The organism is Crossiella cryophila (genome assembly GCF_014204915.1).
Classification (GTDB): domain Bacteria; phylum Actinomycetota; class Actinomycetes; order Mycobacteriales; family Pseudonocardiaceae; genus Crossiella; species Crossiella cryophila.
In genome coordinates this window covers 2957186-2972505 of record NZ_JACHMH010000001.1, presented here as the reverse complement: position 1 = coordinate 2972505, position 15320 = coordinate 2957186, and the positions used below count along the sequence as shown (strand labels likewise).

Here is a 15320-nt window from a genome sequence, read left to right as displayed (position 1 = left end):
TCCGCAACACTGGACCTGGGAAGAAGACCGGGCTTGCGGCGAAGAAACCGCTTGCCGCGACAACAACGAACCACACGCCGTCGCCAGCCTCGACACGCGCGCGCAGCTCGGGCGGGACGGGATTAAGGAGCACACGTGACCGCGCCCAAGCTTGCGCTGACCGACAGCGATCCCAAGTCCGTCGCGACCGACGCGGTGGTCATCGGCACCATCCAGGGATCCGACGGCGTGCTGCTCGCGCCGGGCGCCGAGCAGGTGGACGCCGCCTTCGACGGTGAGCTGACCGCCCTGCTGAGCACCCTCGGCGCCACCGGCAAGGCCGATGAGCTGGTCAAGCTGCCCGCGCGCGGCGCGCTGACCGCCCCGCTGGTGCTCGCCGTCGGCCTCGGCAAGACCGCCGCGGGCCAGGACGGGCCCGGCAGCGAGCAGGTCCGCCGCGCCGCCGGGGTGGCCGCCCGCGCGCTGGCCGGGGTGACCAAGGCGACTGTGACACTGTCCACAGTGGACCTGGGTGCCACCGTGGAGGGTCTGGTGCTCGGCGCCTACACCTTCACCGGCTACAAGTCCGACCAGGGCAAGGCCCCGCTGGCCAAGGCCGACCTGGTGGTCGCCGACGCCAAGGACAAGCACGCCAAGAACGTGCTCAAGGCCAACACCGCGATCGCCGAGGCGGTGGCCACCGCCCGCGACTTCGTCAACACCCCGCCCAACGACCTGTTCCCGGCCTCCTTCGCCGAGCGCGCGGTCAAGCTCGGCGAGGCCGTCGGCCTGACCGTGGAGGTGCTGGACGAGAAGGCGCTGCGCAAGGGCGGCTACGGCGGCGTGCTCGGCGTCGGCGGCGGCTCCTCCCGGCAGCCCCGGCTGGTCCGGCTCAGCTACACCGGCCCCAAGCCGAAGAAGAAGGTCGCCCTGGTCGGCAAGGGCATCACCTTCGACACCGGCGGCATCTCGATCAAGCCCGCGCCCGGCATGGACGAGATGACCATGGACATGGGCGGCGCGGCGGCCGTGGTGGCCACCGTGGTGCTGGCGGCCAAGCTGAAGTACCCGCTGGAGATCATCGCGACCGTGCCGATGGCGGAGAACATGCCCTCCGGCACCGCCTACCGCCCCGGCGACGTGCTGACCATGTACGGCGGCAAGACCGTCGAGGTGCTCAACACCGACGCCGAGGGCAGGCTCATCCTGGCCGACGCCATCGTGCGCGCCGGTGAGGACAACCCGGACTACCTGATCGAGACCTCCACCCTGACCGGCGCCCAGGTCGTGGCGCTCGGCAAGCACACCGCGGGCATCATGGGCAGCGACGAGTTCCGCGACCGGGTGGCCACCATCGCCCGCGCCACCGGCGAGGGCGGCTGGGCCATGCCGCTGCCGGAGGAACTCCGCGCCGACCTGGACTCCCGCCTGGCCGACCTGGCCAACGTCTCCGGCCACCGCTGGGGCGGCATGCTCGCCGCGGGCATCTTCCTGCGCGAGTTCGTGCCGGAGAACGTGCAGTGGGCCCACCTGGACATCGCGGGCCCGGCCTACAACTCCAACAGCCCCTACGGCTACACCTCCAAGGGCGGCACCGGCGTCCCGGTCCGCACCCTGGCCGCCGTCCTGGCCGACATCGCCGACCAGGGCTGACACATTGGCGTGCTCCGCACGCAGGTGTTTTCGCTCTTAGTCGCCTCGCCGCGTACCCGCCCCACGCGAAGCAAGCTTCGGATGGGTCGGGCACGCGGCAAGGCAACGCGAAAACACAACCGCACTGAGGGCGAAGGGCCCGCCGTGTCGCTGGCGCGCCACGCCTGTTTCGCAACAAGGGGCGGACGGTCCAAGGGCCCGCAACGGCCCGCCCGCTCCGGCGGCCGTCCCACAACGGCCAACACCCCGTACGACAACGGCCAACACGCGCGGAGGGTTTTCACCCACCGCGCGTGTTGGCCGGTCTTGTACCGCGTGTTGGCCGTTCTTGTACGGGGTGTTGGCCGTTCTTGTACGTCGGGTTGGCTGTTGTGGGCGCTCAGATGAGTGGGACGACCCAGGCGGCTACCGCCTGCTCGCGTTGCCTTGGCTTCTTCTCGCCGAAGAAGGCCGCCGCGACGGTCTCCGCGGTCACCGGGACCACCCTGGACGGGAACGGCAGTTCCGAGGGCGCGCAGGAACCCGTGGAGCAGCGGAGCTGGCGGGCCAGCTCCTCGTACCAGGCGTAGAAGGTGACCGGAGCCGCGGCGAGCTGGGCCACCGCGCGTTCGGCGAGCCGACCGGCCAGTTCGGCGAGCACCGCGGCCAGGGTGGTGACGTCCAGGTGCGCGTGTTCGGCCTCGTCCGTGGTCAGCCACCAGGTGTTCTCGCGCTGCTCGCGTTCGCGGTCAGCCGGGTCCAGGAACAACGGCTCCTGGGCCACTCCGGCGAGTCGGTCGAGAAAAGTGGACACCTAGCTGGACGCCTTCCCGTCGCGGCGCTGCTGCGCGCGCTGTCGTGCGGTGTAGTCGCGCATCCTCTGTGGATAGCCGACCTTGTTGGCCTCGTACATCGGAATCTTCAATTTCCGGGCAAGTTTCTGCGCCGCGTCGAAGCCGCCGATCCGGCGCCGGGTCCACTCGCCGTCGTGTGCGATGAACACGACAGTGGCCTCGGTCACCGTGGTCTTCGGCTCCAGGTACGACTCGACCCCGTGCCGGGCCGCCGCCCACGCCTCGAGATGGGCGGTGTCCGCGTTCGAGGCCGAACGCAACTGCCCCGGGCGCTCCTTGCGGCGGAAACGGTCGAACAGGCCCACCGCGCACCTCCTTCGCTCCAACCCCCGATCTTGCCAGGCCGGTTGTCAGGCGGACGTCACATTCCGGGCGAAACTCCGCCACGGTGATCGACCCAGCGTGACCCAGGACATGCGTACTGAGACGTAGCCATCCCGCGTCGCGAGGACCCCTGACATGGTGACAAGATGGCGGATGCCCGTCGCGCTGAACCGGCGTTGTCGGCACCAAGAGAACGCCAGCAAACGATGCCTCCATGAGGAGATCGAAGTGACCGACACCTCCGCCGACCTCGTGATCCTTGGCGGCGGCTCGGGCGGCTACGCATGCGCTCTGCGCGCGAGCCAGCTCGGCCTGTCCGTGATCCTGGTCGAGAAGGACAAGCTCGGTGGCACCTGCCTGCACCGCGGCTGCATTCCGACCAAGGCGCTGCTGCACGCGGCTGAGGTGGCCGACACCGCCAGGGAGAGCGACCAGTTCGGCGTCAAGGCCAGCCTGGACGGCATCGACATCGCCGGGGTCAACACCTACAAGGACACCGTGGTCGGCAACCTGTACAAGGGGCTGGCCGGGATGTTCAAGTCGCGCAAGGGCGTGACCGTGGTGGAGGGCGCAGGCACCTTCGTCGGCCCGAACACCGTGGTCGTCGACGGCCAGCGCTACACCGGCAAGAACGTCGTGCTCGCCACCGGCTCCTACGCCCGCTCGCTGCCCGGCCTCGAGATCGGCGGCCGGGTCCTGACCAGTGACCAGGCCCTCAACCTGGACTTCGTGCCGGAGAAGGTCGTCGTGCTCGGCGGCGGCGTGATCGGCGTGGAGTTCGCCAGCGTGTGGCGCTCCTTCGGCGCCGAGGTCACCATCGTGGAGGCCCTGCCCCGCCTGGTGCCCGCCGAGGACGAGTTCTGCTCCAAGCAGGTGGAACGCGCCTTCCGCCGCCGCGGCATCAAGTTCAAGACCGGCGTCCGGTTCACCGGCGCCACCCAGACCGACTCCGCGGTGTCGATCACCCTGGAGTCCGGTGAGCAGCTCGACGCCGACATCCTGCTGGTCGCGGTCGGCCGCGGCCCGAACAGCGCGGGCCACGGCTACGAGGAGGCCGGGGTCAAGATGGACCGCGGCTTCGTGCTCACCGACGAGTACCTGCGCACCAACCTGCCGAACGTCTACGCGGTCGGCGACCTGGTGCCGGGCCTGCAGCTGGCGCACCGCGGCTTCCAGCAGGGCATCCTGATCGCCGAGCAGATCGCCGGGCTCAACCCGAAGCCGATCGACGAGGCCGGCATCCCTCGGGTCACCTACTGCGAGCCCGAGGTCGCCTCGGTCGGCCTCACCGAGGCGCAGGCCAAGGACAAGTACGGTTCCGTCGAGACCGTCACCTACGACCTGGCAGGCAACGGCAAGAGCCAGATCCTCAAGACCAAGGGCGCCATCAAGCTGGTGAAGGCCACCGACGGCCCCGTGGTCGGACTGCACATGGTCGGCTCCCGTGTCGGCGAGCTGATCGGCGAGGCTCAGCTCATCTACAACTGGGAGGCATACGCTGACGACGTGGCCCCCCTGGTGCACGCGCACCCCACCCAGAACGAAGCCCTCGGCGAGGCACACCTCGCCCTGGCCGGCAAGCCGCTGCACGCGCACGGCTGATCGCTCGGCGCGAGGCAAACCCAGTGAGCACAAGCACGAGGAGCTAGCGAAAGATGGCCTTCTCCGTCCAGATGCCGGCGCTCGGCGAGAGCGTCACGGAGGGCACTGTCACCCGGTGGCTCAAGCAGGTCGGCGACACCGTTGCGGTCGACGAGCCCTTGCTTGAGGTCTCCACCGACAAGGTGGACACCGAGATCCCCTCACCCGCGGCGGGCGTGTTGCAGCGCATCGTCGTGAACGAGGACGAGACCGTGGACGTGGGCGCCGAACTGGCGGTCATCGGGGACGGCGACGGTGGCGACTCCGCCCCGGCGCCCGCCGCCGAGCAGCCGGCCCCGGCCCCCGCGGCAGCGCCCGCCCCCGCACCCGAGCCCGTCCAGCAGGCCGAACCGGCCCCCGCGCCGGAGCCGGCAGCGGCCCCGGCCGGTGGTGGCGCGGCGCAGGGCACCCCGGTGCCGATGCCCGCCCTCGGCGAGTCCGTCACCGAAGGCACCGTGACCAGGTGGCTCAAGCAGGTCGGCGACACCGTCGAGGTGGACGAGCCGCTGCTGGAGGTCTCCACCGACAAGGTCGACACCGAGATCCCGTCCCCGGTGGCCGGGACCGTGCTGGAGATCAACGTCGGCGAGGACGAGACGGTCGACGTGGGCGCCCAGCTCGCGGTGATCGGCAGTGGCGCACCCGCCGCGCAGGCCGCTCCGGCGCCTGCCCCGGCTCCCGCGCCCGCTCCGGCCGCCGCCCCGGCACCGGCGCCCGCCCCTGCTCCGGCCCCCGCGCCGCAGCAGGCCGCACCGGCTCCGGCCGCCGCGCCCGCCCCGCAGGCGCCCGCCGCGGCCTCGGCTGAGGACAACGGCGACGCGCCCTACGTGACGCCGCTGGTCCGCAAGCTCGCCGCGGAGCACAAGGTCGACCTGAACGCGCTCAAGGGCTCCGGTGTCGGCGGCCGCATCCGCAAGCAGGATGTGCTCGCCGCGGTCGAGGAGGCCAAGGCAGCAGCCGCGGCCGCCGCGGCCAAGCCCGCCGCCGCCCCGTCGGCTCCGGCCGCCGCCGGCGCGCCGCGCGCCGCCGCCCCGGCCTCCACGCCGGAAGCGGAACTGCGTGGCAAGACGGTGAAGATGACCAGGCCCCGCCAGGTCATCGCGCGCCGGATGGTCGAGTCGCTGCAGACCTCCGCGCAGCTGACCACGGTGGTCGAGGTGGACGTCACCAAGATCGCCCGGCTGCGGGCGCGGGCCAAGGGCACCTTCGAGGCGCGGGAAGGCGTGAAGCTCTCCTTCCTGCCGTTCTTCGCCAAGGCCGCCGTCGAGGCGCTCAAGCAGCACCCGAAGCTGAACGCCTCGATCAACGCCGAGGCCAACGAGGTCATCTACCACGGCGCCGAGCACCTGGTGATCGCGGTGGACACCGAGAAGGGCCTGATGGTCCCGGTCATCCACGACGCGGGCGATCTGAACATCGCGGGCCTGGCCCGCAAGATCGCCGACGTGGCCGACCGGACCCGGCGCAACAAGATCACGCCGGACGAGCTGAGCGGCGGCACCTTCACGCTGACCAACACCGGCAGCCGGGGCGCCCTGTTCGACACGCCGATCATCAACCAGCCGCAGGTGGGCATCCTGGGCACCGGCGGCGTGGTCAAGCGCGCCGTCGTGGTGACCGACGAGGCTGGCGGCGACACCATCGCCATCCGCTCCATGGTCTACCTGGCCCTGTCCTACGACCACCGGCTGGTCGACGGCGCCGACGCGGCCCGCTTCCTGACCGCGGTCAAGCAGCGGCTCGAGGAGGGCGCGTTCGAGGCCGATCTGGGTCTCTGACGCACCTCGCACGATCCCCGGAGGGCCCTCGCCGCGCTACGCGGTGGGGGCCCTTCGGCCGTTGGCGGGTCGCGGTGATCGCGCCGATGCACCACGATCGAGTCATGCGAGTGGTGATCGCCGGTTCCTCCGGCCTGATCGGCAGCGCCCTGGTGAGCCAGTTACGGGAGAGCGGCCACGAAGTCGTCCGGCTGGTGCGCCGGGCCCCGGCCGCCCCCGACGAACGCCGCTGGGACCCGCCGAGCGGGGTGTTCGCCGACGGCGCGCTGGACGGCGCGGACGCGGTGGTCAACCTGGGCGGGGCGGGCATCGGCGACAAACGCTGGACCGAGGAACGCAAGGCCAGGCTGCGGGAGAGCAGGCTGGTGCCGACCACCGTGCTGGCCCAAGCCGTGGCCCGGCACCGGATCCCGGTGTTCGTCAGCGGCTCCGCGGTCGGCTACTACGGCGACACCGGCGACCGGGAGATCGACGAGACCGCCGAGGCGGGCACCGGTTTCCTGGCCGAGCTGTGCCGGGACTGGGAGGCCGCCACCCAACCGGCCGAGCACGTGGGCGCGCGGGTGGTGCGGGTGCGCACCGGGCTGGTGCTCTCCGCGCACGGCGGGCTGCTCGGACGCCTGCGGCCGCTGTTCTCCTTCCTGCTCGGCGGCAGGCTGGGCAGCGGGGCGCAGTACATGCCGTGGATCTCCCTGGACGACGAGGTCGGCGCGATCCGGTTCGCCCTGGAACACAGCCAGGTCAGCGGCCCGGTCAACCTCACCGGCCCGGAACCGGTGACCAACAGCCAGTTCACCGCCGCGCTGGCCGACTCACTGCACCGGCCCGCGCCCTGGGTGGTGCCGGAGTTCGCGCTCAAACTGGTGCTCGGCGCGGAGACCGCCCAGGAGATGGCGTTGTTCGGCCAGCGCGCGCTGCCCGGAGTACTGCGGTCGCAGGGCTACGTCTTCCAGCACCCCACGGTCGCCGCCGCCCTGGCCGCCGCCGTGCCCGAGGGCGAACCGGCGGCGTAGGGTCGAGGCGTGCGCAACAGCGATCCCCTGTCCTGCCGGGAGTCGGGCGAACCCGTACTGGTCCGCCACCTCGGCAGCATCGACTACCTCAAGGCCTGGGAACTCCAGCGCGAGGTGCTGGACGCCCGTGCCGACGGCGACGGGCCGGACACCCTGCTGCTGCTGGAGCACCCCAGCGTCTACACCGCGGGCAAGCGGACCCAGCCGGAGGACCGGCCGACCGACGGCACCCCGGTGGTCGAGGTCGACCGCGGCGGCAAGATCACCTGGCACGGGCCGGGCCAGCTGGTGGGCTACCCGATCGTCAAGCTCACCGATCCGGTGGACGTGGTCGACTACGTGCGCCGGGTCGAGGAGGGCCTGATCAAGGTCTGCCGCGACCTCGGCCTGCCCGCGGGCCGGGTCGAGGGCCGCAGCGGGGTGTGGCTGCCCGCCGACGAGACCAGGGTCGAGCGCAAGATCGCCGCGATCGGCATCCGGGTGCAGCGCGGGGTCACCATGCACGGCTTCGAGATCAACTGCGATGCCGACCTGGCCGCCTTCGAGCGGATCATCCCGTGCGGCATCGCCGATGCCGGGGTCACCTCGCTCAGCGCCGAACTGGGCCGCCAGGTCACCGTGGCCGAGGTCGAGCCGCTGGCCGAGAAGGCGGTCCTGGACGCGCTCTCCGGCGCGCTGCCGCTGTCGGAATGCTGGGTGCCCCGCCCCGAACTGAGTGCCCCCGGAATCACTTTCGCCCTGCCGAACTGACACGCCCAGTGATCAGATAGCCACCGGACCCGTTCGGCACTGCTCCGATCGGGGGTTCCACCACCCCTGACGTGCCCAATCCCGCCACTCACCGACGTAAGCTGGCCCCTCGCTGTCCGGAAGCTGGGGGTCATGCGCCGGAGGGTCCGGTCCAGGGGAGGGTGTCTGTGCACGGCCCGTTGTCCTTCGGTCTGCTCGGTCCGCTTCAGGTGCTGCGCGGGGGGCAGCCGATCGCGGTGAAAGCCGCCAAACAGCGGACCGTGCTGGCCAGTCTGCTGCTGCGCGCCAACCAGCACGTGGCCTTCGACGAACTCGCCGAACGGGTCTGGGGCGAGGAGCAGGTCAGCCAGCCCCGGCAGACCCTGCAGGTCTACGTGATGCGGTTGCGCCAGGCCCTCGACGGCGTGCTGCTGCACACAGAACCCGACGGCTACCGCCTCGAACTCGACCCGGAATCCCTGGACATCCACCGCTTCCGGCGGCTCACCGACCAGGTCAAACTCGCCGGTGACGACCCCGGCCGGATCGTCGGCCTGCTCACCGAGGCGCTCGCCCTCTGGCGCGGTCCCGCCCTGTCCGACGTGCCATCGGAGTCCCTGCAGTGCGGCGAGGCCCGCTGGCTGGACGAACTGCGGCTGCAGGCGGTGGCCGACCGGCTGCACGCCCGGCTGCGGCTGGGCGCGCACCAGGAGGTCGTCGGCGAGCTGTACGGGCTCACCGGCCAGTACCCGCTGCGCGAGCAGTTCTGGGCCCAGCTCATGCTCGCCCTCTACCGCTCCAACCGGCAGGTCGAGGCCCTGGAGGCGTTCCAGGCGGTCAGCGGCAGGCTGTCGGAGGACCTGGGCGTGGACCCCGGCGAGGAACTGCGCGCCCTGCACCGGGCCATCCTCAACAACGACAGCTCACTCGGCCCGGCCACCGCGCACACCAGCGCCCCCGCCCCGGCCGCCGCACGCCCCGGCGGCCTGTCCCAGCTGCCGCCCGGCGTCGCCGACTTCGTCGGACGCGGCCCGGAGATCACCCACCTCGGCGACCTGCTGCGCGGCGCGGGCTCGGCCATGTCGGTGCCGGTGGTCACCCTCACCGGACCGCCGGGCGTCGGCAAGACCGCGCTGGCCATCCGGGCCGGGCACGAGGTGCGCGCGCACTTCCCGGACGGCCAGATCTACGTCAACCTGCACGGCTACTCCCCCGGCCCGCCGCTGGCCCCCGCCGACGTGCTCAGCCGGTTCCTGCGCGCCCTCGGCGTCACCCCCGAACAGATCCCGCTCGACCCGGAGGAACGCGCCGCGCAGTACCGCTCGCTGCTCACCGGGCGACGGCTGCTCATCGTGCTGGACAACGCGATCGGCCCGGAACAGGTCCGCGCGCTGCTGCCCGGCGAACCCGGCTGCGCGGTGCTGATCACCAGCCGCAACGCCCTGCGCGGGATGACCGTGCTCGACGGCGCCCGCCCGCTGTCCCTGGAAGTGCTCTCCCCGGCCGACGCCCGCCGCCTGCTCGGCGGCATCCTCGGCCCCGACCTGGTCGCCGCCGAACCCGCAGCCGCGGCCGAACTGGCCCGCCTCTGCGGACACCTGCCCCTCGCACTGCGGGTGGCCGCTGGCAACCTGGCCGGGCGGCCCAGCGCGCGGATCGCCGACTACGTGGCCGAACTCAGCGCCGAACGCCTGGCCGGCCTGCGCATCGAAGGCGACGACGCCACCGCCGTGCAGGCCGCCTTCGACCTGTCCTACGACATGCTCGACCCGCCGGCCCAGCGACTGTTCCGGCTGCTCGGCCTGGTGCCGGGCAACGACTTCACCAAGGAGGTCGCCGCCGCGCTGGCCGGACTCACCCCCGAGGCCGCGCTGCCGCTGCTGCGCCAGCTCGGCACCGCCAACCTGGTCCAGCACCAGGCGGGCGACCGGTACCAGGCACACGACCTGCTCCGGCTCTACGCGGCCGAACGCGCCGCCGCCGAGGAGACCGCCGAGGCACTGGACACCGCCCGCCGCGCCCTGCTCGCCTACTACCTGCACACGGCCCGCGGCGCCGCCCGCAGCCTCTACCCGGAGATCGTCCAGCTCCCGCTGCCCGCGCCCCGGCCCAACCCGGCCCCGCGCCCCGCGGCCGCGATCGCCTGGCTCACCGCGGAAACCGCCAACATCGTGGCCGCCGCCACCATCTGTGCCGGACCGCTGGCCCCCTACTCCTGGCTGCTCGCCGACGCGCTGCGCGGCTACTTCCACCACACCGGCCACGTCGCCGACTGGCTGCACGTGGTCGAGACCGGCCTGGCCGCCGCGCTGGCCGAACCCGACGAACCCGGCGAGGCCGCCATGCGGCTCAGCCTGGGCACCCTGCACTGGACCCTCGGCGACAACCGGGCCGCCGCCGGGCACTACGAACAGGCCCTGCGCATCCAGCGGCGGCTCGGCGACCTCGACGGCGAACTGGCCACGCTGAACAACCTCGGCCTGGTCTGCCTCAACCTGGGCAGGCTCACCGACGCGGGCGCGCACCTGCGCAGCGCGCTCGCGCACGCCGACGCCCGCGACCCGCACCGGCACGCCATGGCCAGGGCCAACCTCGGCCACCTGTGCGTGGACCTGGCCGCGCTGGAGGAGGCCGAGGCGCACTCCAGGGCCATCGTGGCCATCGGCGCGGCCGAGGGCTCCCGGCTGCTGGCCACCTACGGCCACTACGTGCTCGGCCGCGCCCAGCTCGCCCGCGGCGCGCTGGCCCAGGCCGACACCGTGCTCACCGAGGCACTGGCCACCTTCCGCGAACTGGGCCACCGGCGGATGGAGGTCGAGGTGCTGGCCGCGCTGGCCGAGACCCGCCGCCACCTCGGCGACCACGACCGGGCAGGCGCCGACGCCGAGGAATCGGTGCGGCTGGCCCGCGGCATGGCGCACCGGGTGGCCGAGGTCAACGCGCTCAACGCCCTCGCGGACTGCGCCGAACCCCGCCGCGCCGCCGAACTGCACACCCAGGCGCACGCACTGGCCACCTCGGGCGGACACGTCTGGGGCCAGGTGGCCGCGCTGCTCGGCGAATCCGGCACCCACCGCCAGACCGGCCGCCCACGCGACGCGCTGACCAGCGCGAACACCGCCCTGGACCTGATCGCCGCGGCGGGAGAGCCCACCCGGTTCACCCCGGCCGCGCTGCTCGCCCGCGGCGCCGCCCAGCTCGACCTCGGCGACACCGACGGCGCCAGGACCAGCGCCGAGGAGGCCGTCCGGCTGGCCACCGGCACCGGCCAGCGACTGGAACAGGACCTCGGCCTGGCCCTGCTCGGCGAGACCCTGACTGACGAACGGACTCCGATCCTCTAGACTTCCGGAATTACGGAAATCCAGAGAAGGGGTTCTCATGCTGTCCCGACGCCGCCTGCTGACCGCCGGCGCACTGACCGCGGGGTCCGCGCTGCTGCTGCCCGGCCTGGCCAACGCAGCCGCCGGCACGCCCGCGACCAGCGACTTCACCACCCGCGATGGCTGGCTGGCCTGGTTCGCCGCGCACCGCGACCAGGTCGGCGTCTTCGCCGACAACGGCGCCCAGGCCTGCCTGGCGCACCGGGCGCAGGTGTCCCAGCCACTGGCCTCCGCGGTCAAACCAGTGCACCTGGCCGCCTACACGCTCTCCGGCCTGGCCCCGGACACCAAGGTCACCGTCGGCGAGTGGGAGCGCTTCTACCTGCCGCACACCGACGGCGGCGCGCACGAGCAGTCCCAGCGGCTGCTCGGCATCGAGGCGGACCCGGCGACCAAGCTGGCCAGGAACCCGGCGCAGCAGGTCACCCTGGACCAGATCGCCGGCACGATGATCTATTTCAGCGACAACGCGGCCACCGACTACCTGCGGCACCGCCTGGGCGCGGCGGCGCTGCGCCGGGCCGCGCAACGCGGTGGCTGGACCGGCCTGGACAGCCGCTCCAAGCTGGCCGACTTCCTCTACCTGCTGATGCCGGAGGAGGTCCGGCCCGGGGTGCCGCGACTTCCGATGGGCGCCCGCCTCGAACAGCGCTTCCTGACCGAACCGGCCTTCCGGGACCGGGCCAGGGCGCGCGTGGTCAGCGGCCCGCCGCCCTCCTGGGACGCCCAGGTCGCCTGGGCCAGGACCAGCGGCGGCGCGAGCGCGGCCACCCTGGCCGGCTTCCACCGGGCCGCGGCCACCGGCCGGTTCCCCGAGGCCACCCGGCGGCACCTGGAACACACCCTGGCCGGTTCGCTGCCGCCCGGCGTCGCGGGCATCGGCTGGAAGGGCGGCTCACTGGCCGGGGTGCTGGCACTGGCCGGTTACACCCGCTGGCAGGACGGCCGGGTCGGCTCGACCGCGTTGCTGCTCCAGGAGCTGAGCGAGGCGGACTGGGACGGCATGAACGCCGAGGGCTCGCTGTTCTTCCAGGTGTTCCTGGACCTGGCGCTGGATCCGGCCTGGCAGGGCAGGGTCGCGCGGGCGCTGCGCGGGTAGCCGGGCATGCTGATCCGATGAGCGAGAAGGAGCTGGCCGGCCGGGTGGCCGAGCTGGAGGCCAGGGTGGCGGCCCTGGAGGGCATCGCCGAGCAGGTGCTGGCCGACACCGGCGGCGTGGTCTCCTACCAGGGCCGACTCACCGAACCGGGTGAGCTGGACTGGACGATCACGCTTCCGGTGTCCACGGTGCTGGGCCTGCCGGACGGCCCGCGGCTGGAGGTGCTGGCCGCGCTGGGCCACCCGGTCCGGGCCAAGGTGGTGCGGGTGCTCGCCCAGCACGGCCCGCAGGGCGCGGCCGAACTCCAGGCCGCCGCCGAGGTCGGCTCGACCGGCCAGCTCTACCACCATCTCAAACCGCTGACCACCAGCGGCCTGGTGGACCAGGACGGCCGCGGCCGGTACCGGCTGCGCGCCACCGCCATGGTGCCGGTGCTGATCCTGCTGGCCGCCGCCGCGGACATCGCCGGACAGCTCAAGTCCTGACGGAAAAGGGGCCGGAGCCACGCTCGGCGTGACTCCAGCCCTTTCTCCTCGTACTCAGGCGAACTGCGGCATGACCTCGGTCGCCACCAGCTCCACGTGGTCCAGGTCGGCCAGGTCGAGCACCTGCAGGTAGACCCGGCTGATCCCGGTCCGCTCCCGCCAGGCGCCCAGCTTGTCCACCACCTCGGCCACCGTGCCCGCCAGCCCGTTCTCCCGCAGCTCGGCCACCTCGCGGCCGATCACCCCGGCCCGCCGGGTCACCTCGGCCTCGTCCCGGCCAGCGCAGAGCACCAGCGCGGCCGAGCGGGTGATCTCCTTGGGGTCCCGGCCGATCGCCGCGCAGGCCGCCTCGACCCGCTCGAACTGGCGCACCGCGGAGTCCGGATCGGCGAAGGGCAGGTTGAACTCGGCCGCGTACTGGGCGGCCAGCGCGGGCGTGCGCTTGGCGCCCCGGCCACCGATGAGCACCGGCGGACCGCCGGCCCGCACCGGCTTGGGCAGCGCGGGGGAGTCGGTGAGCTGGTAGTGCTCACCGTCGAAGCTGAAGGTCTCGCCGACCGGCGTGCGCCACAGGCCGGTGATCACCGCGAGCTGCTCGGCGTAGCGGTCGAAGCGCTCGGCCACGTCCGGGAACGGGATGCCGTAGTTGGCGTGCTCGGTCTCGAACCAGCCCGCGCCCAGCCCGAACTCCACCCGGCCGCCGGACATCTCGTCCACCTGCGCGACCTGGATCGCCAGCGGCCCCGGGTAGCGGAAGGTGGCCGCGGTCATCAGCGTGCCCAGCCGGATCCGGCTGGTCTCCCTGGCCAGACCGGCCAGCGTCACCCAGGCGTCGGTGGGGCCGGGCAGGCCGCTGACCGAGCCCATCTTGAGGTAGTGGTCGGAGCGGAAGAACGCGTCGTAACCGGCGTCCTCGGCCGTCCGGGCCACCCGCAGCAGATCGTCGTAGGTCGCCCCCTGCTGGGGCTCGGTGAAGATCCTGAAGTCCACCGGCACACGCTAACCCGGGTTCAGCGGCGGCGCGTCCGGCGCGGCGCCGAGGTCTCCACCCTGATCGGTTCGGCGTTGCCCACCTTGTGCAGCAGCCGCAGCCCGGCCATCACCCGCTCGATGCACAGGCCGACCTCCTCGCTGGCCTTCTTCGGATCGGCCGCGTTGGCGATCTGGGTGGCACTGCCCGCCAGCGCGCCGAACATCAGCCGGGACATCGGCTCGATCGGCAGGTCGTCGATCTCGCCGGACTCGGCCAGCCCGACCACGGTGGCCCGCACCAGGCCGTAGCTGAACTGCTCCTCGGCCTCCCGCCAGCGCTCCCAGCCCATCACCACCGGACCCTCGTGCAGCACGATCCGCTGGTAGGAGGGCTCCAGACAGACCTTGAGGTAGGCGCGCAGACCGGCCATCGCGCTCTCCCACGGGTCGCCGGGCTGGGAGACGATCTTGGCCAGCCGGGCCAGCATGTCGGTCTCCACCGCGTCGAAGGCGGCCTCGAACAACGCCTGCTTGCCGCCGAAGTGGTGGTAGAGCGCGCCCTTGGTGACCCTGGCCTTCGCCGCGATCTCATCCAGCGAGGTGCCCGCGTAGCCCTTCCGGCTGAACAGCTCCATGGCGCTGTCCACCAGGGCCTGCCTGGTGGATTCCGAATATTCCATACGCCGCGGCCGCGCTGTCGCCATACTCACAACACTACGACATACCGAGAGTACGTACTCATGGTATGTTCTCCGTGTCGGAGCCATACCGTCAGTACGCCGGAAACTCCGGGTATGGGCGGTCCACGGCAAGGAGGGGCGTCATGAGCTGGAACGACTTCTACCGACGGCGCGATGTCATCAACGCCGTGCTGCGTCAGGCCGAACGGACCGGGGACCCCGTGCTGCCGTTCGAGGACGTCCAGCACGCCGCTGACGTCTTCGCCGACCGCGCCGAGTTGCTGGCCGCCCTGCACTACCGCTGGATGCTGCGTCTGACCGGCCACCTCGAACTCGCCCTGCACGAGCACGGCGACCGGGTCGAGGCCGCCACCAGCGCCTGGCAGCGCCTGGCCACCGAAGAGCCGACCCTGCGCCGCCTGCTCGACGCCGGAGCCCAGACCATCCCGGCCGCCATCGCGCACGAACAGCGCACCCTGGCCCTGGTCACCGGCCTGGCCGACGCCCGCGAACCGGCCGAGCAGATCGAGCGTGTCGGCGCGGCCTTCCTGGCCCTGGCCCGCGACGGCGCCCGCCAGACCCGCTGCACCTCCACCCGGAACTTCCTCCGCGGCTTCGCCGCCAGCGCTTAAGCCACCCGCGTGACCCGGCCGTCCACCATGACGGCCGGGTGACGCGGCGGAACTCCCGGCCGCCGGTCGCGTTGATCAGGGTGTCGAGGACACTGACCCCCGACGGCGGCGAGACGGGG

General features: G+C 72.5%; 13 protein-coding genes. 9 read left to right on the top strand and 4 right to left on the bottom strand.

The window, feature by feature from the left end:
- Window positions 1–135 precede the first annotated feature (135 nt).
- Window positions 136–1632: a leucyl aminopeptidase gene (locus HNR67_RS13885; RefSeq protein ID WP_185002438.1), complete on the top strand. Its 1497-nt coding sequence runs from the start codon at window positions 136–138 to the stop codon at window positions 1630–1632.
- Between the two features lie 379 nt (window positions 1633–2011).
- Here the strand turns inward: HNR67_RS13885 and HNR67_RS13880 are convergent, their stop codons facing one another.
- On the bottom strand, window positions 2012–2425 hold the full coding sequence (locus tag HNR67_RS13880; protein ID WP_185002437.1) for a hypothetical protein: 414 nt from the start codon (window positions 2423–2425) through the stop codon (window positions 2012–2014).
- Window positions 2426–2770 (bottom strand): oxidoreductase, encoded by a 345-nt coding sequence (locus HNR67_RS13875; protein WP_185002436.1) that lies wholly within the window; start codon window positions 2768–2770, stop codon window positions 2426–2428. It abuts the gene before it with no gap.
- A 247-nt stretch (window positions 2771–3017) separates the two neighbouring features.
- On the opposite strand from HNR67_RS13875, the gene lpdA reads away from it, so the two are divergent.
- From lpdA to HNR67_RS13840, 7 genes are all read left to right on the top strand, one after another.
- Window positions 3018–4391 carry a dihydrolipoyl dehydrogenase gene (gene lpdA, locus HNR67_RS13870; protein ID WP_185002435.1) on the top strand — a complete coding sequence of 458 codons (1374 nt, stop codon included), beginning with the start codon at window positions 3018–3020 and terminating at the stop codon, window positions 4389–4391.
- Window positions 4392–4444: 53 nt separating this feature from the next.
- A complete protein-coding gene (gene sucB / locus HNR67_RS13865; RefSeq protein ID WP_185002434.1) occupies window positions 4445–6208 on the top strand; it encodes a 2-oxoglutarate dehydrogenase, E2 component, dihydrolipoamide succinyltransferase in 1764 nt (587 codons plus the stop codon).
- A gap of 104 nt (window positions 6209–6312) precedes the next feature.
- The gene (locus HNR67_RS13860; RefSeq protein WP_185002433.1) at window positions 6313–7221 is read left to right on the top strand and encodes a TIGR01777 family oxidoreductase; all 909 of its coding nucleotides are present in this window, start codon (window positions 6313–6315) and stop codon (window positions 7219–7221) included.
- Window positions 7222–7230: 9 nt separating this feature from the next.
- The gene (lipB, locus tag HNR67_RS13855) at window positions 7231–7971 is read left to right on the top strand and encodes a lipoyl(octanoyl) transferase LipB (RefSeq protein WP_312987198.1); all 741 of its coding nucleotides are present in this window, start codon (window positions 7231–7233) and stop codon (window positions 7969–7971) included.
- A gap of 167 nt (window positions 7972–8138) precedes the next feature.
- Window positions 8139–11294, top strand: coding sequence for an AfsR/SARP family transcriptional regulator (locus HNR67_RS13850; protein ID WP_185002432.1), 3156 nt, complete (start codon window positions 8139–8141; stop codon window positions 11292–11294).
- A 37-nt stretch (window positions 11295–11331) separates the two neighbouring features.
- Complete coding sequence (locus HNR67_RS13845) at window positions 11332–12432, top strand: serine hydrolase (RefSeq protein ID WP_185002431.1); 1101 nt, start codon at window positions 11332–11334, stop codon at window positions 12430–12432.
- A gap of 17 nt (window positions 12433–12449) precedes the next feature.
- On the top strand, window positions 12450–12917 hold the full coding sequence (locus HNR67_RS13840; RefSeq protein ID WP_185002430.1) for a winged helix-turn-helix domain-containing protein: 468 nt from the start codon (window positions 12450–12452) through the stop codon (window positions 12915–12917).
- A 54-nt stretch (window positions 12918–12971) separates the two neighbouring features.
- Here HNR67_RS13840 and HNR67_RS13835 read toward each other — a convergent pair whose 3' ends face one another.
- Entirely contained in the window at window positions 12972–13907 is a 936-nt protein-coding gene (locus HNR67_RS13835) for an LLM class F420-dependent oxidoreductase (protein WP_185002429.1), read from the bottom strand.
- A gap of 20 nt (window positions 13908–13927) precedes the next feature.
- A complete protein-coding gene (locus HNR67_RS13830; protein ID WP_185002428.1) occupies window positions 13928–14593 on the bottom strand; it encodes a TetR/AcrR family transcriptional regulator in 666 nt (221 codons plus the stop codon).
- Window positions 14594–14712: 119 nt separating this feature from the next.
- Between HNR67_RS13830 and HNR67_RS13825 the strand changes: the two genes are divergently transcribed.
- A complete protein-coding gene (locus tag HNR67_RS13825; RefSeq protein WP_185002427.1) occupies window positions 14713–15201 on the top strand; it encodes a hypothetical protein in 489 nt (162 codons plus the stop codon).
- Window positions 15202–15320 lie beyond the last annotated feature (119 nt).

Coding starts and splice junctions, on each gene's coding strand:
- HNR67_RS13830 (WP_185002428.1), bottom strand. CDS start 14,593: ATGGCGACAGCGCGGCCGCGGCGTATGGAATATTCGGAATCCACCAGG.
- sucB (WP_185002434.1), top strand. CDS start 4,445: ATGGCCTTCTCCGTCCAGATGCCGGCGCTCGGCGAGAGCGTCACGGAG.
- HNR67_RS13840 (WP_185002430.1), top strand. CDS start 12,450: ATGAGCGAGAAGGAGCTGGCCGGCCGGGTGGCCGAGCTGGAGGCCAGG.
- HNR67_RS13825 (WP_185002427.1), top strand. CDS start 14,713: ATGAGCTGGAACGACTTCTACCGACGGCGCGATGTCATCAACGCCGTG.
- HNR67_RS13845 (WP_185002431.1), top strand. CDS start 11,332: ATGCTGTCCCGACGCCGCCTGCTGACCGCCGGCGCACTGACCGCGGGG.
- HNR67_RS13860 (WP_185002433.1), top strand. CDS start 6,313: ATGCGAGTGGTGATCGCCGGTTCCTCCGGCCTGATCGGCAGCGCCCTG.